This window comes from Nitrospirota bacterium (assembly GCA_016212185.1).
Lineage (GTDB): Bacteria > Nitrospirota > Thermodesulfovibrionia > UBA6902 > DSMQ01 > JACRGX01.
The window spans coordinates 24,195-46,344 of record JACRGX010000090.1 but is presented as its reverse complement, the minus strand read 5'-3'; the positions used below and the strand labels follow the sequence as shown (position 1 = coordinate 46,344).

The 22,150-nt window shown below is 42.4% G+C and carries 21 protein-coding genes; 11 read left to right on the top strand and 10 right to left on the bottom strand.

What is annotated here, in order from left to right; genetic code table 11:
* Positions 1 to 153 precede the first annotated feature (153 nt).
* A complete protein-coding gene (locus HZA10_10425; protein ID MBI5196720.1) occupies positions 154 to 987 on the bottom strand; it encodes a segregation/condensation protein A in 834 nt (277 codons plus the stop codon).
* 77 nt (positions 988 to 1,064) lie between these two features.
* On the opposite strand from HZA10_10425, the gene HZA10_10420 reads away from it, so the two are divergent.
* The 4 genes from HZA10_10420 to HZA10_10405 all read left to right on the top strand — a co-directional run bounded on the left by HZA10_10420 (position 1,065) and on the right by HZA10_10405 (position 5,527).
* Positions 1,065 to 1,787 carry an rRNA pseudouridine synthase gene (locus HZA10_10420; GenBank protein MBI5196719.1) on the top strand — a complete coding sequence of 241 codons (723 nt, stop codon included), beginning with the start codon at positions 1,065 to 1,067 and terminating at the stop codon, positions 1,785 to 1,787.
* A 206-nt stretch (positions 1,788 to 1,993) separates the two neighbouring features.
* Positions 1,994 to 3,790: an aspartate--tRNA ligase gene (aspS, locus tag HZA10_10415; protein ID MBI5196718.1), complete on the top strand. Its 1,797-nt coding sequence runs from the start codon at positions 1,994 to 1,996 to the stop codon at positions 3,788 to 3,790.
* Entirely contained in the window at positions 3,787 to 4,575 is a 789-nt protein-coding gene (locus tag HZA10_10410) for a prepilin peptidase (protein MBI5196717.1), read from the top strand. The genes aspS and HZA10_10410 overlap by 4 nt, the downstream gene beginning before the upstream one ends.
* On the top strand, positions 4,565 to 5,527 hold the full coding sequence (locus HZA10_10405) for a hypothetical protein (protein ID MBI5196716.1): 963 nt from the start codon (positions 4,565 to 4,567) through the stop codon (positions 5,525 to 5,527). The genes HZA10_10410 and HZA10_10405 overlap by 11 nt, the downstream gene beginning before the upstream one ends.
* 50 nt (positions 5,528 to 5,577) lie before the next feature.
* Here the strand turns inward: HZA10_10405 and HZA10_10400 are convergent, their stop codons facing one another.
* Positions 5,578 to 5,931 carry a hypothetical protein gene (locus tag HZA10_10400; GenBank protein MBI5196715.1) on the bottom strand — a complete coding sequence of 118 codons (354 nt, stop codon included), beginning with the start codon at positions 5,929 to 5,931 and terminating at the stop codon, positions 5,578 to 5,580.
* 87 nt (positions 5,932 to 6,018) lie between these two features.
* Positions 6,019 to 6,507 (bottom strand): peptidylprolyl isomerase, encoded by a 489-nt coding sequence (locus HZA10_10395; GenBank protein MBI5196714.1) that lies wholly within the window; start codon positions 6,505 to 6,507, stop codon positions 6,019 to 6,021.
* Positions 6,508 to 6,744: 237 nt separating this feature from the next.
* Here HZA10_10395 and HZA10_10390 point away from each other — a divergent pair, with 237 nt between their 5' ends.
* The 4 genes from HZA10_10390 (at position 6,745) to gltA (ending at position 11,467) form a co-directional block, all read left to right on the top strand.
* The gene (locus HZA10_10390) at positions 6,745 to 7,962 is read left to right on the top strand and encodes a 2,3-bisphosphoglycerate-independent phosphoglycerate mutase (protein MBI5196713.1); all 1,218 of its coding nucleotides are present in this window, start codon (positions 6,745 to 6,747) and stop codon (positions 7,960 to 7,962) included.
* A gap of 214 nt (positions 7,963 to 8,176) precedes the next feature.
* Positions 8,177 to 8,875 (top strand): ComF family protein, encoded by a 699-nt coding sequence (locus HZA10_10385; protein MBI5196712.1) that lies wholly within the window; start codon positions 8,177 to 8,179, stop codon positions 8,873 to 8,875.
* Positions 8,876 to 9,112: 237 nt separating this feature from the next.
* Positions 9,113 to 9,946 carry a sulfide/dihydroorotate dehydrogenase-like FAD/NAD-binding protein gene (locus HZA10_10380; GenBank protein MBI5196711.1) on the top strand — a complete coding sequence of 278 codons (834 nt, stop codon included), beginning with the start codon at positions 9,113 to 9,115 and terminating at the stop codon, positions 9,944 to 9,946.
* 102 nt (positions 9,947 to 10,048) lie between these two features.
* On the top strand, positions 10,049 to 11,467 hold the full coding sequence (gltA, locus tag HZA10_10375; GenBank protein ID MBI5196710.1) for an NADPH-dependent glutamate synthase: 1,419 nt from the start codon (positions 10,049 to 10,051) through the stop codon (positions 11,465 to 11,467).
* Here gltA and HZA10_10370 read toward each other — a convergent pair.
* The 6 genes from HZA10_10370 to HZA10_10345 form a co-directional block, all read right to left on the bottom strand.
* Positions 11,397 to 12,941 carry a glycoside hydrolase family 3 protein gene (locus HZA10_10370; GenBank protein ID MBI5196709.1) on the bottom strand — a complete coding sequence of 515 codons (1,545 nt, stop codon included), beginning with the start codon at positions 12,939 to 12,941 and terminating at the stop codon, positions 11,397 to 11,399. The two genes, gltA and HZA10_10370, sit on opposite strands and share 71 nt — an antisense overlap.
* Before the next feature lie 80 nt (positions 12,942 to 13,021).
* Positions 13,022 to 13,777, bottom strand: coding sequence for a hypothetical protein (locus HZA10_10365; protein ID MBI5196708.1), 756 nt, complete (start codon positions 13,775 to 13,777; stop codon positions 13,022 to 13,024).
* A gap of 22 nt (positions 13,778 to 13,799) precedes the next feature.
* Positions 13,800 to 14,777 (bottom strand): site-specific DNA-methyltransferase, encoded by a 978-nt coding sequence (locus tag HZA10_10360; protein ID MBI5196707.1) that lies wholly within the window; start codon positions 14,775 to 14,777, stop codon positions 13,800 to 13,802.
* A 159-nt stretch (positions 14,778 to 14,936) separates the two neighbouring features.
* Complete coding sequence (locus HZA10_10355; GenBank protein ID MBI5196706.1) at positions 14,937 to 15,155, bottom strand: helix-turn-helix transcriptional regulator; 219 nt, start codon at positions 15,153 to 15,155, stop codon at positions 14,937 to 14,939.
* Between the two features lie 123 nt (positions 15,156 to 15,278).
* Positions 15,279 to 17,057, bottom strand: coding sequence for a hypothetical protein (locus HZA10_10350; GenBank protein MBI5196705.1), 1,779 nt, complete (start codon positions 17,055 to 17,057; stop codon positions 15,279 to 15,281).
* 3 nt (positions 17,058 to 17,060) lie between these two features.
* Positions 17,061 to 18,023 carry a GDP-mannose 4,6-dehydratase gene (locus tag HZA10_10345; protein ID MBI5196704.1) on the bottom strand — a complete coding sequence of 321 codons (963 nt, stop codon included), beginning with the start codon at positions 18,021 to 18,023 and terminating at the stop codon, positions 17,061 to 17,063.
* Positions 18,024 to 18,181: 158 nt separating this feature from the next.
* On the opposite strand from HZA10_10345, the gene ilvE reads away from it, so the two are divergent.
* The 3 genes from ilvE to HZA10_10330 all read left to right on the top strand — a co-directional run bounded on the left by ilvE (position 18,182) and on the right by HZA10_10330 (position 21,023).
* On the top strand, positions 18,182 to 19,045 hold the full coding sequence (ilvE, locus tag HZA10_10340; GenBank protein ID MBI5196703.1) for a branched-chain-amino-acid transaminase: 864 nt from the start codon (positions 18,182 to 18,184) through the stop codon (positions 19,043 to 19,045).
* A 24-nt stretch (positions 19,046 to 19,069) separates the two neighbouring features.
* Positions 19,070 to 19,744 (top strand): deoxyribose-phosphate aldolase, encoded by a 675-nt coding sequence (gene deoC / locus HZA10_10335; GenBank protein MBI5196702.1) that lies wholly within the window; start codon positions 19,070 to 19,072, stop codon positions 19,742 to 19,744.
* A 286-nt stretch (positions 19,745 to 20,030) separates the two neighbouring features.
* Entirely contained in the window at positions 20,031 to 21,023 is a 993-nt protein-coding gene (locus HZA10_10330) for a hypothetical protein (protein MBI5196701.1), read from the top strand.
* Between the two features lie 50 nt (positions 21,024 to 21,073).
* Here HZA10_10330 and lptG read toward each other — a convergent pair whose 3' ends face one another.
* Entirely contained in the window at positions 21,074 to 22,144 is a 1,071-nt protein-coding gene (gene lptG / locus HZA10_10325) for an LPS export ABC transporter permease LptG (GenBank protein ID MBI5196700.1), read from the bottom strand.
* Positions 22,145 to 22,150 lie beyond the last annotated feature (6 nt).

Sequence of the window (22,150 nt, the reverse complement as noted above, 5' to 3'; positions counted from 1 at the left end):
GAAAGCATATATGCCTGAGAAACTTTAAGGCAACACCTTAAAGTCATGCTGCCTTTTTTTATGACAAGGCAAATACTTAAAACTTTTTGCAGCATGACAGATAATAATCATTGTTGTTTTCTTAAAGATTTGAAGGTATGTATGCTTTATCCTCTAATAAGAGGAGTTAAGGGGTGTGTTTTCTATGGCGGCAGTTATTCCTTCAGAAACTTCTGCATGTTCTGTATTCATCTTCTGCGGATTTATAATCCAGATTGCGCCGAAGGCCTTTTCCTGATATACCTTTGCAAGCCCGAGCCTGATAACCTCAAGCAGGGCTATGAAGGTCACAATGAGGGTCATCCTTGCAAAACTGCCTTCAAAAAGGTCTTCAAACTTTATGCCGTAGTCGGTTGTGAGTTTTTCCATTATAAAGTTTATCTTGTCTGCAACGGTCAGGGACTCTCTTGTTATCTCCATGGTCTCCGGAGGCGCTTTGGATAAAAGGCTTTTAAAGGCCGTTATCAGGTCAAAGAGGCTTACTTCAAAAAGCATGGGCTCAAATTCAGGCTCAAACTCTCCCTCTGAGGGCGGCGCTTTGTGAAAAATATTTCTCCAGATATTTTCCTGCTCCCTTAGGTTTGACGAAGCATCTTTAAATGACCGGTATTCAAGGAGCCTTCTGACAAGCTCTGTCCGTGGGTCTTCAATCTGTTCATCCTGCGGAGTTTCTTCAGGCGGCAGAAGTAGACGCGACTTTATATGAATCAGGGTTGCCGCCATTACAATAAACTCCCCGGCAATCTCAAGATTAAGCTCTTTCATCAGTTCAAGATATTCTATGTATTGATGTGTTATCTGTACGATGGGGATGTCGTAGATATCAATTTTGTTTTCTTTTATCAGGTGAAGCAGTAAATCAAGCGGTCCCTCAAAGGCAGGGAGTTTAAAATGCAGGCTGTTGTCAGAATTAATCTGCGGTAAATCTGTCTCAGTAACCTCTGGCATTGCGAATATTATAACAGGTTTTCAGAATTTATACAGGGAAAAAACAGGGGTTTTGTGATAAGATAGGCTACTGGGAAATGCAAGAACGACTTCAGAAAATCCTTTCAAAATCCGGCATTGCTTCAAGGAGGAATGCTGAGGAGATGATACTTGAGGGCCGGGTCAAGGTCAACGGCAGGATTGCCGTCTTGGGAACAAAGGCTGACTTTGAAAAAGACCATATTAAGGTTGACGGCAAGCTTATCAGAAGGTTTGAGCCGAAGGTTTATATTGTTTTTAACAAACCTGAAAAATGCATAACCTCCTTGTATGACCCTGAGGGAAGGCCTACTGTTAAGGACTTTTTAAAAGGTGTAAAGGTAAAGGTATATCCTGTCGGAAGGCTTGATTATGATTCTGAAGGGCTTCTTCTTCTTACTAACGACGGAGAGCTTGCAAATGCCGTTTTACATCCGAAAGGTGAAATACCCAAGACGTATCTTGTGAAGGTTGAAGGCATCCTTGACGATGAGGACATAAGGAAACTGGAGAAAGGGGTAAAATTAAAAGACGGCTTGACTGCCCCGGCAAAGATAAGGAAGATAAGAAAGGCGGAGGTTAACTCGTGGCTGGAGATTACGATACACGAGGGTAGAAACAGGCAGGTCAGGCGTATGTTTGAGAAAATAGGTCATGAGATTTTAAAACTCAGGAGGATAAGGATTAACGGCATTGAGCTTGAGAAACTTCCATCAGGCTGTTACCGTCATCTTACCGATGAAGAGGTTTGGAAACTTAAAAAAGAAGTCGGGTGCAAATAAATCAGGCAATAAAGAAATTACTCAAAAATTTATTTAACTTGATAAAAATTATTAAAGTATATTTATTTGTTTATACGATAAAATTTTCAAACAGTTATTTGTAAATATACGTTAAGGTATCAATAAATAAATTTTTTCGCAACATCTTTATTGCTGGCCATTTAATTGCTGGCCAGGTATATTTTTAGACTAAAAAGGAAATACAAATGCGTAAATGGTGCGGAGAGGTAAGGGAGACTGACATAGGTTTAAGTGTGTCCATAGCAGGATGGGTCAACAGGCGCAGGGACCACGGCGGACTTGTATTTATTGATTTAAGGGACAGGAGCGGGGTTGTGCAGGTAGTGATTAATCCTGAAGATAACGCTGAGGTCCACAACACGGCGCATGAAATAAGGAATGAGTTTGTGCTTCAGGTGCAGGGTGAAGTGCGGAAAAGGCCTGAAGGCACTGAAAACCCCCAGATTGAGACCGGACAGGTTGAAATGGTTGCAAAGGAGCTAAAAATTCTCAGCGAATGCAAGCCGCTGCCGTTTATGATAGAGGATGATACCGACGCCTCTGAATTTTTGAGGCTCAAGCACAGGTATCTTGACCTCAGAAGGCCGGTAATTCAAAAGAATATTATTCTCAGGCACAGGACCACAAAGTCAGTGAGGGAATATCTTGATTCTCACGGTTTCCTGGAAATAGAAACGCCGGTGCTTACAAAAAGCACTCCTGAGGGCGCAAGGGATTACCTCGTCCCGAGCAGGATGAATCCCGGACACTTTTATGCGCTTCCCCAGTCGCCCCAGCTTTTCAAGCAAATACTCATGATGTCGGGCTTTGAAAGATATTATCAGATAGTGAAGTGCTTTAGGGATGAAGACCTGCGCGCTGACAGACAACCTGAATTTACACAGGTGGATATTGAGATGTCTTTTGTTGAAAGGGAAGATGTAATGACCCTTGTTGAGGACCTGCTGAAAAAGATTTTTAAGGATGTCATGGGTGTGGAGCTTAAAGAGCCGTTTCAGAGACTGACATATAAAGAGGCCATGGAGAGGTATGGCTCTGATAAGCCTGATTTGAGATTTTCGCTTGAGCTTAAGGATGTTGGAGATTTGGTGAAAGATTCATCTTTCAAAGTATTTTTAAGTGCATTGGCAGATGGCGGTTTGGTAAAGGGAATAAATGCAAAGGGGCTTTCCGGTTATTCAAGGAAAGAGCTGGACGACCTTACTGAAGAGGTAAAGACATTCGGCGCAAAGGGGCTTGCATGGATAAAGGTGAAAAACGGTTTTGAATCGCCCATAGCAAAATTTTTTCCTGAACAGACTCTTAAGACAGTCGCTGAAAGGCTTGGGGCGGAGGAGGGGGATTTACTTCTTTTTGTTGCCGACAAGAGCAAGGTTGTGAATGACTCGCTTGCACGCCTGAGAAATGAGCTTGGGAAAAGACTTAATCTGACAAAAAATGATATTTATAAATTTTTGTGGATAACGGATTTCCCCCTCTTTGAGTGGAATGAAGATGAGGGCAGGTATGAGGCAATGCATCACCCGTTTACATCTCCTGCAGATGAAGATATGGAGAAATTACATTCTCTAAATTTATCAGACCCGAAACTGTTCACTGCTCACCATTCACTATTCACTGAAGTTAAGGCAAAGGCTTATGACATTGTATTAAACGGCTTTGAGATTGGCGGCGGCAGTATCCGTATTCATAAGAAGGATATTCAGGATAAGATGTTTGAATTGCTTAATATCGGCGCTGATGACGCAAATTCAAAATTCGGCTTTCTGCTTGAGGCGCTGGAATACGGAGCTCCTCCTCACGGCGGGCTTGCGCTCGGGCTTGACAGGCTTGTGATGATTCTTGCAGGGGCTCAGTCAATAAGGGATGTTATTGCGTTTCCAAAGACGCAGAAGGCAGTTTGCCCTCTGAGCAATGCACCTTCAACTGTTGATGGGAAACAACTCAGGGAGCTTAGTATCAAGCTTGATATAGTGGAATGAGTATTTATATCATAACCTTTGTATTCGGCGCTGTAGCGGGCTCTTTCCTTAATGTATGCATATACCGCATACCTAAAGGTCTGTCTATTGTTAGACCGTCTTCACATTGCCCGTCCTGCGGAAGACCGGTAAGATTCTATGACAACATCCCTATAATCAGCTATATTTTTTTAGGCGGTAAATGCAGGGCCTGCGGGAGCAGGGTATCAATTAAATATCCACTTGTGGAATTTCTTAACGCTGTCCTTTATGTGCTTGCAGTGTGGAGATTTCCTTATATTTCATGGCATCTGCCTGCTTATTTTGTCTTTATATCGGCTATTATTGTAATTACCTTCATAGACCTTGAATATCAGATAATCCCTGACAGTATAACCCTGCCGGGAATCCCCATTGGGCTGATATTGGGTTCTACTATACTTCCGGATCCGTTTTTTCGCTGGGAGGCGCTCGGCTTCAAGGCATCAGTCATAGGAATTCTCCTTGGCGGCGGACTTTTTTATCTCGTGGCAATCGTTGGCACGGCGGTCTTTAAAAAAGAGGCTCTCGGCGGCGGCGATATAAAAATGATGGCAATGGTCGGCGGATTTCTCGGATGGAAAGGGGTGCTGCTTACAACTTTTTTAGGAAGCCTTTTCGGTTCTTTGATAGGACTTCTTCTTATTGTTGTCAAAGGAAGGGAATGGGGCTCAAGGATTCCGTTCGGCCCGTATCTTGCGCTGGGTTCGCTTGTAAGCCTGTTCTCCGGGCAGGAAATTTTGATGTGGTATCTTTATGCAGGATAAGTTCCATACAAGGGCCTTTGTCATTTTTTTATTCATATTTTCCAGTGTGCTTGTAGGAATCATTATAAGTCCTTTTCTCAGCACGACCGGCATTCAAATAATCCTTGGCGCCGGCGTCGTTCTGATTACGGCAGGGATTTATACCGCGGTACGGATCTATATTGTAAACCAGAGGAAACTCCTTAAGGCATCAGAAGGAATCAGCGACAGATCCGAGGTGGGTTTTGTGGTTGATACTTTTCATGAGCTTGTTGAAAAACTTAAGGAAAAGGAAAAGGAGCTTGAACGCCTGAAATCCCTTGCAGAGGACAGGGCGCAGCAGTTGGCAGAGCTGTCTGCGGGCATTGCCCATGAATTAAGAAATCCGATGTCTGTAATTGCCGGCTATGCAAAACTCCTGAGTAAAAGGATAGATAATTCAAACAAGCAGGCTGTTGATGCAATTTTGAATGAAATTCAGGGCATGGACAGGATTATATCCGAACTCCTTACATTCACAAAACCTGCCGACATTAACAAGACGCCTGTAAACATAAATAAACTGGTTGAGGAGACAGCAGGCACAGTGGTGTCAGGTAATAATTTAATTAAACTTACTGTCAATGCAGATGCGGCTGTAACCATAAACGCAGATGAGTTTCTCTTAAAACAGGCGCTGACAAATCTTTTTCACAATGCGCTTGAGGCAATGCCCGAAGGAGGGGCGCTTGAGATAGATTTAAGCATAAAGCATAACAGCGCTGAAATAATTGTCAGGGATACGGGACACGGAATTTCTGACAGTATCATACAGAAGATATTCCTGCCGTTTTTTACGACAAAAGAAAAAGGCACCGGACTCGGACTTGCCCTCGTGCAGAAGGTAATCGTAGCTCACGGGGGAAGCATAGACGTTCAAAGCGCCGGGGATAGGGGAACTGCGTTCAGGATAACATTGCCTGCCGGAGAATAAAAAAAGCCGTTACGCTTTTATGCGTAACGGCTTTTTTTATTTTTAATAATTTATTTCTTTCCGCTTTTAGCCTTTGGCTGGCTCGGCTGTGCCGGCTGTGAAACTCCGGATGAGAAGATGATTTTGTCAAAGGTGCGGTTGAGGGTCTTGCTCTTGAAGTTTGTCATTACAGCGCCGGGCTCAAAAGATATTGTCTTGCCTTTGGTTACTTTTGTCTCAGGCACTGCTACCCAGATTTTTTCACTATTTGCCTGTTCAATGCGCACATAGGTATAGCCGCTGCTGTTCATGGTTTCTGTAACTTTGCCTGTTAAGATGCCCTCGCCTGCGGCATATGCATTATATCCGAATGCCGTGACTGCGAGGCTTAAAACCAAAACTGCCAACACGAGAAACCGTTTCATAGATTAAACTCCTTATATATGGATATTGTTAATTACCAATGGTAATTTTTAATTATAACATATGCCCTGAAAATTTTGCTGACTGCTTTACTGCTTCTCTATAATCTTCACCTTTATCTCAATCCGTTCAACAGGGTTGTCCCTTCTGTCGCGCGGCTGATTTACAATCTGGTCAGCCGCTTCCAGTCCTGAAACAACCTCGCCGAATACGGTGTATTTGTTGTCAAGAGAAGGCGCATCAGCCACGCAGATGAAAAACTGAGAACCTGCACTGTCCGGGTCATTTTTCCTTGCCATGGACAGTATGCCTTTTTTGTGCGGTTTTTTGCTGAACTCAGCCTTGATTGTATAGTCGGGCCCGCCTATCCCATGTTTTGACTTGTCCGGATTTTTAGAATTTGGGTCTCCGCCCTGAATCATAAAGCCGGGGATTACGCGGTGAAATATGGTCCCGTCATAAAAACCTTTTTTTGCAAGCTCAATAAAATTATTTACGTGATTAGGCGCAATATCAGGAAAAAATTTAAGCTCCATGTTCCCGAACTTTGTCTCAATTACAGCTTTTGTTTCAGCCATTTTTTTTATCTCCTTGTCAGTAAAATTTCTGTGAACCGGTTCAGCAAAAACAGATACACTTAACATTAACATCAAGAGAAGCACAGGCAGTATTCTGAAAATTTTCATTAAATTCTCCTTTGCCGGGTAAAGGTTTAAAATTGCTTTTGACAAGTATTTTACAATAAAATATCTTTTGTTTAAACAAAAAAAGAAAATGTTAGAATATGGCAAGCTAAACAGGAGGTGGATTAATCTATGAATATGCAGAATTTGATAAAACCGCTTATACAGACAAATCCCGCAAAAATTTTACTTATAGTCCTTGACGGGGTAGGGGGGCTTCCGAATTCATCGGGAAGGACTGAACTTGAGTCGGCAAATACGCCTAATCTTGATGCGCTTGCAAAAGAGTCTGCATGCGGTCTGCAGGTCCCTGTTGCATACGGCATTACCCCGGGAAGCGGGCCCGGACATCTCGGCATATTCGGGTATGACCCGGTTGAGTGCCAGATTGGAAGGGGAATCCTTGAGGCGCTCGGGCTCGGCATGGAAGTCAGAAAAACTGATGTGGCTGTCAGGTGCAACTATGCAACAATTAAGGACGGGATTATCACAGATAGAAGGGCCGGGAGGATACCGACAGAGCAGAATAAAAAATTTACGGATAAACTTCAAAAGGAGATAAAAAAAATTGATGATGCAGAATTCATATTGGCCCCGGGCATGGAGCACAGGTTTGCCGTCCTGATGAGATTTCCTGATAATCTTGCTCCTGACGCGGCAATGCTTGCTGACACAGACCCTCAGAAAGAAGGCAAGGCGCCCCTGCCTGCAGCGGCTCTTTCAAAGAACGCAGAAAGGGTATCAATGATTGCCGGAAAATTTATAGACAGGGTAAGGGAAATACTTAAGAATGAAGAAAGGGCTAATTTCATATTGACAAGGGGATTTTCCAATATGCCGCACATCCCGACATTCAAAGAGGCATTCGGGTTAAACGCCCTTGCCATTGCCACCTATCCGATGTACAGGGGGCTTGCAAGGCTTGTGGACATGGAGACCCCTGCGCTTGAAGGAAGCGTTGACGATGAGGTGAAATTTTTAAAACAGAAGTACAATGACTATGACTTTTTCTTTTTGCATGTGAAAAAAATTGACTCGTACGGCGAGGACGGGAATTTTAAGGGCAAGGCTGAAAGGATAGAGGAATTTGATAAACTCCTTCCTGACATACTTCAGTTAAAGCCCGATGTCGTTGTCATAACCGGCGACCATTCAACACCGGCTTTAATGAAGGGCCACAGCTGGCATCCTGTTCCGGCGCTTATTAATTCTCCTTATGTGCTCGGGGGGATGTGCAAGGCTTTTTCCGAGAGGGAGTGCGTAAAAGGCGAACTCGGCATTTTCCCTGCGGTCAGTCTTATGCCGCTGGCCCTTGCCCATGCGGGAAAGCTTAAAAAATTCGGGGCGTAAGGGGGAACAAGTTATTATCTGAACGGTATCATAACTTTGAAAGTGTAGTCAATAAAAAAGCAGCTTGATGTTATCTGAAAAATTCTACTGCACTTTCTAAAAAATTGAGACGGTGGGACATTTCCCACATTTCCTCCTCTCCCGCGCTTCTGCAAGTTTTCAAAAATAAACTCTAACAAATCTAAATTAAACCTGATAAAATAGAGCCGGTTATATGCTCAACAAATTCCTGAACATCCTGTTCCCCGAATCCTGTCCTGTATGCAAAAAGCCGTCAACATACCATAAAACTGCTCCTATATGCGCTGAATGCTGGGATGGGATTTCTCCCTACAACGGACCAATTTGCCGCATATGCGGCAAGCCGCTTGTCTCAGATGCCTCAATAGAATGCGGCATATGTATCACCAGCAAACCTGCATTCAAGCAGGCGCGGAGTTTCGGACTGTATGACGGGACGTTAAAAGAGGCGGTTAATCTTTTGAAGTATCATAAAATCAAAAGACTTTCAAAACCGTTATCTGCTATAATTCTTAGGACTGAAATTACGGGTATTGATGTAGTACTCCCCGTTCCGCTTTACAAGAAGAGGCTCAGGCACAGAGAGTTTAATCAATCAGCCCTTCTGGCAAAATATCTTGCAGGGAGCATGGGTGTTCCGCTTGCAATTGATTGCCTTGTTAAAGTCAGGGATACAATGCCTCAGGTCGGGCTTAGAGCACAGGAAAGAGAGAAGAATATTAAGAACGCCTTTGAGGTTAGGGATAAGAGATTTATTCAGGGTAAAACCCTGATGCTTGTGGATGATGTAATCACGACAGGCGCAACAGTGAGGGAATGTTCAAGGCAGTTGAAAAAAGCAGGGGCAAAAGATATTTATGTAATTGCCCTCGCGCACGGAAAGGGAGATTGACACAAAATTCCCCTCTAAATAAGAGGGGTGCAGGGGTGTGTTATAAATAGAGATTAAAATGAACAATAACGGCATATATATTTTCAAAACTTTAAGAATGCAACAATGATTATTATCTGTCATGCTGCAAAAAGTTTTAAGTTTTTACCCTGAACTATTTGTTAAAAGGCAGCATGACATTAGGGTGTTGCCTTAAAGTTTTTCAAACATACATGCCGTTATTTAAAATTTAAAATTATGTTTAAAATTTTACAAAAACAGACGCTTGCGCCGAAGGTTGACATGATGGTAATAGATGCGCCTTATGTTGCCCGCCATACAAAGCCGGGGAATTTTATTATCCTGAGGCTTAATGAAAAAGGCGAGAGGATACCCCTTACTATTGCAGACTCAGACAGCGAAAAAGGAACTATCACAATACTTTTTCAAAAGATGGGAAAGACAACTGAAGCGCTTGGCATGCTTAAGGCAGGCAAGAGCATCAGGGACATTGCAGGCCCCCTCGGACATCCTACGCCAATACAGGATTACGGTAACTGTGTACTGGTTGGCGGAGGCATCGGCTCTGCCACCCATTACCCCATAATTAAAGCACTTAAAAATGCAGGCAACAATACAACGATGATTCTCGGTGCCCGCACAAAGGAGCTTCTTATATGGGAAGAAAATTTAAAGAAATATGCAGATGATTTTTTGATTGCAACAGATGACGGCAGTTCAGGCAGAAAGGGCATTGTGACAGACCTTCTCAGGGATGTCATTGCCCAAAAACAGGTTGACCTCGTGGTTGCCGTCGGACCTATCAAGATGATGCGCGCTGTCTCTGATGTCACAAAGCCGCATGCAATTAAAACCATAGTCAGTCTGAATTCCCTTATGGTTGAGGGAACTGGAATGTGCGGAGCCTGCAGGGTGACGATTGCAGGAAAGACAATGTTTACCTGCGCAGACGGCCCTGAATTTGACGGGCATGATGTGGATTTCCAAGAACTTGAAAACAGGCTTAGTTTTTATAAAGAGGAAGAGGCAGAGGCGTATAGGCTGTTTTTAAGTAAGGGGTCAAGGGGTTAAGGATTCAAGTAAAAATTATCAATTAGCAATTATCATTGTAAATTGATAAATGTTAATTTTGCATTTTGCAATGAAAGAAATCCTCGAACCCTTTTTAAGAATATGCGTTACAGAAATCCCATAAAAAGATCAAAAGACTTTAAAGAGGTTGCCCTGGGCTTGACCGGGAAGCAGGCATTGAAAGAGGCAAACCGCTGTCTTCAGTGCAAAAAGCCCTTGTGTGTTGAAAGCTGTCCGGTTGAAATCAACATCCCGAAGTTTGTCGCATTCATAAAAGAGGGCGATTATTTAAGCGGGCTTAAAAAGATAAAAGAGTCTAATAACCTTCCTGCAATCTGCGGCAGGGTATGCCCGCAGGAAACGCAGTGCGAGGGACATTGCATACTCGGAAAGAAGAAGAGACCTGTCTCAATAGGCGCGCTTGAACGTTTTTTAGCTGATTATGAGATAACGCAGGACAAGGACATTGTCGAGCCTCCCCGAATCGCTTCTGCAAACGGGCATAAGGTTGCAGTTATCGGCTCAGGTCCTGCGGGTTTAACAGTTGCCGCAGACCTTGCAAAATCAGGATATGACATCACTGTTTTTGAGGCGCTTCATGAGCCGGGCGGGGTGCTTCTTTACGGGATTCCTGAGTTCAGGCTTCCCAAAAAAATTCTCAGGAGGGAAATTGACTATGTCAGAAGCCTTGGCGTAAAGATTTTGGTCAACCGGGTTATCGGACGGACGCAGACGGTTGATGAATTGCTTAACGATGGTTTTAAGGCGATATTTATCGGTGTGGGCGCAGGCGCGCCAAGGTATTTAGGCATCCCCGGCGAGAATTTGAATAACGTATATTTTGCATCAGAGTTTCTGACAAGGGTTAATCTCATGAAGGCGTATGATTTTCCAAGATATGATACTCCGATTAAAAAGGCGCGCAGGGTCGCTGTCATCGGCGGAGGAAATGTTGCAATGGATTCGGCAAGGACGGCGCTGAGGCTCGGCGCAGAGAAGGTTTATCTGATTTACAGAAGAAGCGAATCGGAAATGCCTGCAAGGCGCGAGGAGGCTGAAAACGCAAAGGAAGAGGGCATAGAGTTTTGTTTTCTCTCTGACCCGAAAGAGATATCAGGCGATGAAAGAGGCTGGGTGCGTGCAATTAAATGTGAAAAGATGAAACTGGGAGAACCTGATGCATCAGGAAGGAGAAAACCTATGCCCTCAGGAGAGGAATTCAGCATTGACGTTGATCAGGTGATAGTTGCAATTGGACAGCGTTCAAATCCGATACTTGTCAGGTCAATAAATGGATTAGGCATCTGGGGCGACGGCTATATAACGTCAGGCAGGGACGGAAAGACAAATCTGGAAAGAATCTATGCAGGCGGCGATATTACCACCGGCGCCGCCACTGTCATAAGCGCAATGGGCGCGGGGAAACGGGCTGCAAGGGCTATTGATGATTTTATAGTGGGCCGAACAGCATCTCAGCCGCAGACTCCTGAGCTGCCTCAGAATCAGAATAAGCCTCAATAACCGCATCTGCCTTAAAACTGCTGAGAAAATAAGGACAGCAGAATCCGATAATCAGAGAGTGTTTTGAATTTCCGACTGCTGTTTTAAGTATGGTTTGTAACTCTTTACTTAATCCGCTTCTGCCTTTCCATGCGGATATTTTTGAAAATACGGCGATGATTAAGAATCCCCCCATCCCCCCTTTGACAAAGGGGGGTGAGGGGGGATTCTTAGATAAAATGGTTTTATTGTCAGTATAATACGCTTTTAGCTTGCCGTATTTTTTTTTCAAAACATTAACAAATGTCTCCCCTGACTTCATGTTGTCATCGTCAATGACGAGGATAATGGGAGACTCTTTCTTTGATGTGGTAAAATATAATATTTCAAGTAGGTTGGAGTATTTTTTATCAAGTTTAACTTTAAGTGATTTTTGAGTAAGTTTATAAGCCAAATCCCGGCTTGTTTTTCCCCCAATATGTTGAAGCCTGCCTGTCCGGTAGGCAGGGCTGAGGGATGAAGGATGAAGGATGAAAGCTTTTTTTGTATCCAAAATTCTTTTTAAAGACTCCTCTGCTCTTGGTTTTATTTCGTCCCATTTTGAAGCCAAATAATCTATTACCCTCTCAGGATTGCTCGGATGAAGTATTATGTCTGTGCCTGCATTTAATGCCAGCAGGCTTGCCTTTTCTTCACCCGATTTCAGCGCCTGCATATTCATTGCATCAGTTATCACAAGCCCTTTAAACCCCATTTTATTTTTTAAAAATCCCGTTATGGTTTTTTCCGAAAGGCTTGAAGGAAATTTCTTATCAATCGCAGGCACCATTAGGTGACCGACCATAATCATTTTTACCCCTGCCTGTATTGCCTCTTTGAAAGGATGGAGTTCCACCTTGCGGAGCCTCTTCATGTCAGCCCTTACCACAGGCAGTTCTTTGTGGGAATCCCTGCTTGTATTGCCATGCCCGGGGAAATGCTTTGCGCAGGCAATAAGCCCGTGCTTTTGAAAGCCCTTTATGAATTCTCTGCCGAACCATGCAGTCTGTGAAGGATTATCAGAAAAGGCCCTTGTGCAGATTATGGGGTTTTGGGGATTTGTATTCACGTCCATGACAGGAGAGAAAATGACATTGATTCCAGCGGCGCGCGCCTCTTTTGCGATAATGCTTATTGATTTTCTTAACAGCCTGATGTCAGATGCATTATTTTTATTTATTGTGTTTGCAACTGCCATTGCAGGAGGGAAGACTGTTGCGCCTTCAAGCTGTTGTCCAAGTCCCCTTTCAATGTCAGAGGATATGAAAAGCGGAATCTCAGAGACAGCCTGAAGTTTTTTTATCGCACTGCTGACTTCCTTAACTTCACCGCCGAAGATGATGAAACCGCCGATGCCTTTTTTAACAAGCGACTGGTAATAGCTGAATTTTTTTCTGATATCTTGCCCGTCAAGCCGGGCGATTATAAGCTGTGCGATTTTCTTTTTTATGTCCACAAGTTGTATTTTACACTTTTTGTCTGAATTCCTGAATTCCTTTGTCTCTTAAAATCTATAATTTCTGACGGGTTTTGGTGTTAAACTATCTGGAACTTATAAGATTTGTGTAATTGAATGCTGTTATAATTATTTTCATCAAGAAATTCAAACTGCCATAGCGAATAATAATTTTGTCTCTTTTCAAAAAATAAAGTTATTACCTTCTTTTTAGAATAATGAGACCATTGCCGAAAAGGATAAAATAACTGTCTTATTATTACATTGGTCGTTTTACTGTTTTTAGCCTCTATTAAAGCAATTTGATTGCTACTTTCATATCCAGCATCTACTTCAGTCTGAACACTTTCAACATCGATTATTTGCTTGCCGACATTAAAACTGAATTGGGGTGTATATTTTCTGCCCCGAATAGTTAAAACTAAGCTATCGTCATTTAAAAAACTTCTAATTAAGCTCGTGGCATATGCAAAATCTAAGTGTTGCATTTCAGAGTTGCCTACTTTTGAGGTATCTAATGTAAAGGCAAGTTTTGACTTATAAATTTTAGTGGTATCAGGAATGGTAGGAATATCAATGTACCCTTCGCCTTTAACAATAGCATATGTTCCGTTTTTTATAGGCAAAAGGAACAGTTTGTTTTCTATGAAAACATCTGGTCTATCTTCTCTGCAATCCTGCTTACATAAAATACGAACTTCTTTTTCATTGGTTTGTTTGAAATGGGCAGTCGCTGTTTTAATTTGCTCGGCAAAAATGATAAAAGGAGATTTTGTAAAATTATGTTTATGAATTTGATACTTATCAAAAATAGTTTTCCAAGACACGCTATTCATTATGATTTAACCCCCTTTTAGTTCAGGACATCTGTTTACAAAAAAGGTTTAATTTTTTAATACATTCTTCCAATCTTTTTCTGGAGAGCTGAAGATATTCTTCCTCCATCTCAATCCCTACATATTTTCGATTAAGGAGAGCCGATGCAACGCCCGTTGTTGAGCTACCGCAGAAAGGATCTAAAACCAAGTCCCCTTCTTTTGTAGAAGCGAGTAAAATCCTTTCTAAAAGCTCTACAGGTTTTTGCGTAGGATGTTTACCAAACTTTTTTTCTGCAGATGCAGGGGCTGACATTACCCAAATATCGTCGGTTTCCCTTTGCTCTTCTTCCTCTTCAGAAAATTGCCACACATTACGCATTTGTTTGCCGTTGTTCATTTTTTTCATTAATGGATAATCAAAATAATGTTTGCTTTTTTCATTTTTTGCAGCCCATAAAACTATCTCTGTTGAATGAGTGAAATATCTGCATGAGAGATTTGGCGGGGCGTTGCGTTTGTACCAGATAATATCATTAAGAATTTTGTATCCGAGTTCCTGGATGGCAAAGCCGATGGAATAAATAATATGTGTTGTTCCTGAAACCCAGATAGTCCCATTAGGTTTTAAAACACGCTGGCATGCCTTAAGCCATTCAAGAGTAAATTTATGATTTTCTTCAATGCCTCTGGATTTATCCCACTTCCCTTTATTTACTGAAACCATCTTTCCCGCATGACAGGTAATGCCTCCGTTGGAAAGGAAATAAGGCGGGTCTGCAAAGATCATGTCAACGCTGTTTTCCCTTGCCTGATTTAATATCTCAACGCAATTGCCTTTAAGAAGCCTTACGGAGTGTTCCGGATTGTCATAATATTTGGCGAATAGTTTCCTGCCGTAAACTGCTGTCTCTTCAGAAATATAAAATTCAATGGGATTTTCAGGATGACTGTAAGTTGCAGTTTTTTTATGCTTAGTTTGAATCTTTAGTTTAGTTTTATTGGTTGTTCTTTTAGGCATCTATACTCTGCCGTCTTTTAGACGTCATTCCCGCTTGTCGTCCCGATGCATCGGGATTCTTAAGAAAGATGCCCCGATAAATCGGGGCATGACGACACTGGTGGATGTATTTTTGGGTCAATGACCGCCAATTGGGATTTAAACAAATTTTATCTGACATTACCGATTTATCCCTTTGAATAACTCAACAATTTTTATTTGTAATGCGTTGGCTATTTTTTGGATATTCTCAAGGGAAACATTTCTTTTCCCGCATTCAACGTGACTAATGTATGTTCTATGTAGTCCGCAAAGTTCGGCTAATAGCTCTTGAGAGATGGCTCTCTTTTTGCGGAAATATCGGACGTTATTGCCGAATATTTTTTTAATATCAAGCATAATTTCTTAGAGATCATTGTTGATCAAATGATGCTTATAAGTCTATAGACTATAAGTATCATCTAAATTAAGGGGTATAATTCAGTTGAAAAGCCGGAATATAAAGGGGAGACAACAGGCGGGTTACAGCATTTTTCCCATTTTTCTGCAGGGCAGGGCGTTTTCGCTGCAGAGGTTCATTATCCGCTGAAAATCCTCTTCGCTTAATTTTGATATGGCTATGAGTACTTTTTGAATATTTTTTTTCTTCGTTATCTGTGAAAGCTCTGCGCCGGTGCCGAGCACTGACATGCCGTAAATCTTTCTGCCGGTTTTTGTGGGGTCGTCGTCTATAAAACCTATAACGTTGTATTGCAGTTCAGGATTATTTTTGATTTCCCTCAGGAGCACATTGCCCCCGTCGCCGGCGCCGTAAATCAAAACCCTCTCTCCTTTGGTTTTCTGTATCTCTGCAAAATGCTCCCGTAGCATCCTTAAAAGCCCTCTGACGCTTGTGGCAAGAACAACGAGCGTCAGCCAGTAAATGATAAAAACAGCCCTTGAATAATCTCTAAACCTTGTGGTCAAAAGCAGGATCAAAACTGTTGTGACAGTGCCCAGCGTTACTGCCTTGAGTATTGAGATGACATCTGAAAGCCCGATGTATTTCCAGATTTTTTTATAGAGGCCAAAATAATAGAAGGAGCCTAATTGCAGCACTATCAGCAGAGGAAGAGATTGTGTAATAAGCTTCATGTTTAACTGACTTATTACTCCTTCATATCGCAATAGATAAGATGAAATATATGCAACTGTTATCAGTATAAAATCTATGACGACTTCAATGATTTGTCTTTTATAAAAGATATTTGTATTTAATATTGTCTCATTGTTTTTCCCCATGACTTTTTCTTTGGCGGCATCCATTTCTTCTTTTGAATATACCCGTGCCTCGCTGAGGAACACGCCGAGGAAGAAGAGTCCGATTAATCCAAGTATCACAATTACAGAGACTACATAAACATTGACATACGGATAAATAATTGCAATAGCCCCTGCAATTATGCTTAAGGCATACATTAGAAGCACTGCTTTTTTTTCTGAAAGCCCGAGAATCACAAGCCTGTGCGAGGTATGGTCTTTTCCGCCCTGTGAGATGGCCCTGCCGGTAAGCTGACGCATGACAGTCACCAGCGCAGTGTCAAATATCGGGATAGCCATGACAAGGACAGGAACAGCCAGCGTAACAATAAAATTAGACGCATGATGATAAGTGCCTACAATTGAAAGCGTGCTTATGGTAAATCCGAGAAACATGCTTCCGCAATCGCCCATAAAAATACTTGCGGGGCTGAAATTGTACCGCAGGAAACCGAGTGTTCCGCCGGCGATAACAATGCCGATGACGGCAAGGTCTGTGCTCCCCTGCGTTACAGATACGATAGACAAAACAATGGCTGCAATAAAGGCAATTCCTGCTGAAAGCCCGTCCATATTGTCAAGAAGGTTAAATGCATTGGTGACTGCAAGAATCCATAAAACAGTCAAGGGCAGGGCTATAAGAGGCGTAAACATTTCTATTTTTACTCCCCCCAGTATTGCTATGAAGGCAGCCGTTATCTGCAGTAATAGTTTTGTGTAAGGCTTCATGGGACTGAAGTCATCAATTATTCCTGCAGCAAAAAGAAATGTTCCACCTGCTAATATACCGATGAGTTTGTTGTTTGCCGGTATGAAAATCACTGATGCAATTATGATTGAGAGATATATGGCAACCCCTCCCAACAGGGCTATGGGAGTTTTATGCCACCTGTCTTCGCGCGGTTGTGCAACCCTGTCGTATTTCAACGCAAGGCTCCGGATCACCGGGGTTATTGACAAAGAAAGGACTAAAGAAAGAAAAAAAGGTGCGATGTAATTCACTTTTTAATGACCTTTATAATAATCTATTACATCTTTGAGTACATCATTAAGAGAGTATTGCGGCTTATAATCAATTAGCTTTTTTACCTTATTAAGGTCCGGGACGCGCCTCATCATATCCTCAAAACCCTCTTCGTATGCATCGCTGTACGGAATGTACTGGATTTTTGACCTGCTTTTTGCCAGCTCTTTGACCTTTTTTGCCAGGTCCTCTATTGATATTTCATTGTCACTGCCGGTATTAATGACTTCACCTACAGCCTCATCCGTCTGGCTGAGTTTTACAAGCGCTCTTACGGTGTCTTTCACATGGGAAAAGCACCTTGACTGCTTGCCGTCGCCGAAGACGGTAATTGGATGGTTAAGAAGCGCCTGCTTTACAAATCTTGGAATGACCATACCGTATCTTCCGGTCTGCCGGGGACCGACAACGTTAAACAGCCTTATAATAACGACCGGGAGGTTCTTTTCTTTCCAGTAAGCCAGCGCCAGAAATTCATCTATTGCCTTTGAACAGGCGTAGCTCCATCTGTTTTTTGTCGTTGGTCCGAGAATAAGGTCGCTGTCTTCCCTGAAAGATTTCTGGTCGCTCTTGCCGTAAACTTCAGAGGTGGAGGCAATTATCACCTTCCTTTTTTTCTTGTTGGCATGCAGGAGTATCTCTTCCGTGCCTTTGATATTGGTCTCTATGGTGCGCACAGGGCTTTCTACAATCAGCATTACTCCAACCGCTGCAGCCATGTGGAAAACCACATCGCATTTATCCACGAGTTCGGCAATAACCGGAGAGTTTAAAATGGTGTCTATCATATAATGAAACCCTTTGCGGTTTTTCAAATGTTCTATGTTTTCAATGCTCCCTGTGGAGAGGTCGTCAATGAGATAAACCTCATGTCCCTGCTCAAGAAGCTCTTCAGCAAGGTGTGAACCGATAAAACCTGCACCGCCTGTAATAAGCGCCTTCATTATTATTGTGATGCCCTGCCTCTCCTGATTACTATTACTGCTTTGCTTAATGTGATGTATGAGTATACAAAAATAATCTTTATTTGACAACCGCGCTGGAAACTTCCGCCTTATGGTTTATATGGAAAATCATGGTTCATTCATGATAAACTTATCTTGTGATATATCTTAACAACAAACTCGTTCTAAGGGATAAAGCCCTGATTTCTGTCTTTGACCACGGATTTCTCTATGGCGACGGCATCTATGAAACGCTAAGGGCGTATGACGGTGTTGCGTTTAAGTTTGATGAGCATATTGAACGCCTTTTCCGTTCGGCGGCCATGATAGGGCTTAAAATCCCGATGAGCCCTGCTGATATCAAAAAGGCTGTATATAAAACAATTAGGGCCAATAAACTGAAAGAAGCATTTATCAGGATAAATATCTCAAGGGGCGCCGGTCCCATAGGGCTGGACCCGCGGCTCTGTCCCGAGCCTACCTTTGTAATAATCTGCAATCCGTTTAAGGATTACCCTGAACAATACTATGAAAAAGGAGTGAAGGTTGTCATAGTTAATGTAAGGAGAAATTTTAAGAACGCGCTCAACCCGATGATAAAATCGCTTAATTTTTTAAACAATGTCCTTGCAAACATAGAGGGGATGAAGGAAGACGCTCATGAGGCAATAATGCTTAATTACAAAGGTTACATTGCCGAAGGCACGACATCAAACATTTTTTTTATAAAAAACAAAACCCTTTTTACGCCTGAGCTTGAGGTCGGCATTCTGGACGGGATAACAAGGCGCATCATCCTGAATCTGGCGGATGAAGCCGGAATGAAACTCAGTGAAGGAAGGTTCATCCCTGACGACGTGTATGACGCCGATGAGGTTTTCATATCAAGCACTACAAGGGAGATTATGCCCGTAACAAAAATTGATGACATCAAGATAGGTTCAAAGACAGGGAGAATCACCAAAGCGCTTCTTGCAGCCTACAGAAAAAAAGTTGATGAATATATAAAGGCTCACAAATAATCCCGGGTATATCTGTTTTGTTCAATGAAAATAGACAGCAATGTTAACATAGCAAATCTGATTGACCATACCCTTCTTAAGCCCGCCGCCTCCCTGAAAGACATTGAAAGACTTTGCGCAGAGGCTAAGGAATATGGTTTTTTCTCGGTATGCATCCACCCGTGTTTTATAAAAACAGCTAAAAAGATTCTTAGCGGAAGCGGTGTCAGGATTACGACAGTAATCGGTTTCCCTCTCGGCGCAACTTTCTCAGGGGCAAAGGTGTTTGAAGCAATGAAATCTGTGCATGAAGGCGCTGACGAGCTTGATATGGTGATGAACATCAGTGCAGCCAAAGCTGGCAGGTGGGATGCTGTGAAAAAAGAGATTTCCGATTTTGCAACTGCCACTCCGTCTGCAGTTCACAAGGTAATTATAGAAACATGTTATCTTTCAGACGATGAAAAAATAAAGGCATCTTTGGCTGTGATGGATACCGGCGCTGAATTTGTGAAAACGTCTACGGGATTTGCTCCGGCAGGGGCAATGGTAAAGGACATTGTAATGATAAGGGATATAACTAAAGGAAAGATTGGCATAAAAGCCGCAGGTGGGATTAAGACACTGAAGGATGCGCTGTCATTTATCGGGGCAGGGGCAACGAGAATAGGCACAAGCTCCGGCGTAGAGATAATAAAGGAAGCTGATGCATTAGCTTGACAATTAATCGGGTGACATTATATAAAATACTGCATCTCATACAAAGTCATATATGACTTTGTATGTTTGGAATTTGACATTTGGAATTTGACATCAAAGTCATATATGCCTTCAAAACTTTAAGAAAGCAACAAAAATTATTGTCTGTCATGCTGCAAAAAGTTTTAAGTATGTGTCATTGAACTATTTGCAAAAGGCAGCATGACGCTGATGTGTTGCCTTAAAATTTTTCAGACATACATGACTTTGTTTAGAATATAACATTCAACACTTTAAGGAGGACGCAATGAAATCAAAGGTTTTTTTGTTATTTGCAGTTACTGCCTTAATCATTCTGCCTGTGGTTGCCTATGCAGGGAAGGTGTATGTTAGTAATTCAGGCAACAATACAGTTTCGGTTATTGATACTGCAAAAAACGAGGTGGTAATGACAATAAGGGTGGGCGTCTGGCCTGCCGGTATGGCGATTGACTCCGCAAGCAAGAAGCTGTATGTTGTTAATTCTAGCCCCGGCGACAGTACGGTTTCTGTGATAGACCTTGCAAGCAATGAAGTGGTTGGAAAGATAAAGGTAGGCATCGGTCCAATGTCTGTAGTTTTAAATCCCTCTGCCGGCATTGGGTATGCCGCGGATACGGAGAATATGGTTGATGGAAAAAATCTAAATAAGACGCTTTCAATGCTGGACCTAAAAACCAATACGGTTAAAGGCAAGATTGAAGTGGGAGTCGGACCGTTTGACATGAAGATTATTGACAATAAGCTCTTTGTAAGCAATTCAGGCGACTGGACTGTTTCAGTACTTAATACTGCGGACAATAAGGTGATGGATACAATTAAGACGATTGACACGCCGCTCGGCGTTGCGGTGGACCAGAGCAAAAAAAAGGTTTATGTGGCGATTCACGGCAAAGGGAAGTTGATGGTCATTGACGCAAAGAACAATAAAGAAACGGGCACGATAGACATCGGAAAGGCGGCGTGGTACATTGCCGTTGATTCCGCAAAGAGCAGGGCGTATGTGACAATAAGGGAAGAAAATGCAGTGGCGGTTGTTGATACTAATACTGACAAGGTAATTGAAAAAATCAATGTCGGCAAGGAGCCTATCGGCGCTGCGGTTGATTCTGAAAGCGGCAAATTATACGTGGTAAATCACGGAGATGTTTCGGTTTCTGTTATTGACACGGCAAACAATAAAGTCACGGGTACGATAAAGCTTGCGCCTTCTACTGACAGCACATATTCGGGTTCGCCGTGGGGCGCAATAGTTAATTAAAAAAAGAGGGCAAGGTTATTTAAAACCTTGCCCTCTTTTTTTCTTGTTCTTTACTCTCTAATCCTCAAATACATATATCCCCCGCCTGTACTGAAAAGAACCAGCCCTATCCAGGGCGCAAGCCATGGCGGTATGGCGCCTGTGTTGCCGAGGGATGTGCTGATTGAATAAATAAGCCAGTAGCAAATACTCACAACAATACCCAGCCCCGCTGCCTTTAAGCCGCCTCCCAGCCTGCTGTTCAGGACAAGGGCTATTCCAAAAAGCACCATGACAAAATTCACCATCGGATAAGCAAGTTTCCCGTAAAGGTCAACGACATATTTAAGGTTTTTAAATCCTGCCTTCTCAAGTCTTTTGTAATAGGCATAGAGCTCAATAAAATTCATCTCTTCCGGCTTACGCATCTCTTCCTTGAAAATCCTGGGCTCTTCAATGGCCTGAGAGACAATGGATTTGTGTTTTGTGGTTTTATTGCCGGAAAAGTCAAATACTGTTACATTGTTAAGCTCCCATTTCTTATCAATCCATCTGGCGCTTTCAGCCTCGGTCCTGCTGATTAATCCAAAGACATGGTCAAAGTTGAATATGCTGATTTTCAGGATGGTGTTTTTATCTCCGACAAAATCTCTGATGCGGATTAAACTGCTGTCACGGCCCTTAAGCCATAACGCACCTTCCTGATATGTAATTCTGGACTGTTTCTGTAATATCATGTGATTTCTTACCCATGACGCCTTTCTTGTCGCGGCAGGGACAATGGTTTCACCTATAAGCAGGGCAAAAATGCTGATTATAATCCCTGTAACAATAAAAGAGGAGAAGAATTTTTTTAAACTCAGCCCCGAGGCCTGAATCACCACCGTCTCCTTCCATTTCATTGCAATTCCGATAGTAAGGAGAATGGACAGCAGGGATGCCGCAGGCGATGCAAATAATAAAAATTTAGGGCACTGAAGCAAAAGATATTCAACTACCAGGTAAGCGGGAGGTTTCTGAGAGTAAAATTCATTTACTTTGTCAAAAAATTCCGCAACCAGCAGGATTGCCGTCAGCACCAGCAGAATGATAAAAAAGAATTTTAGAAATTCCTTTAAAAAATATTTTGATAAAATTTTCATCTAACT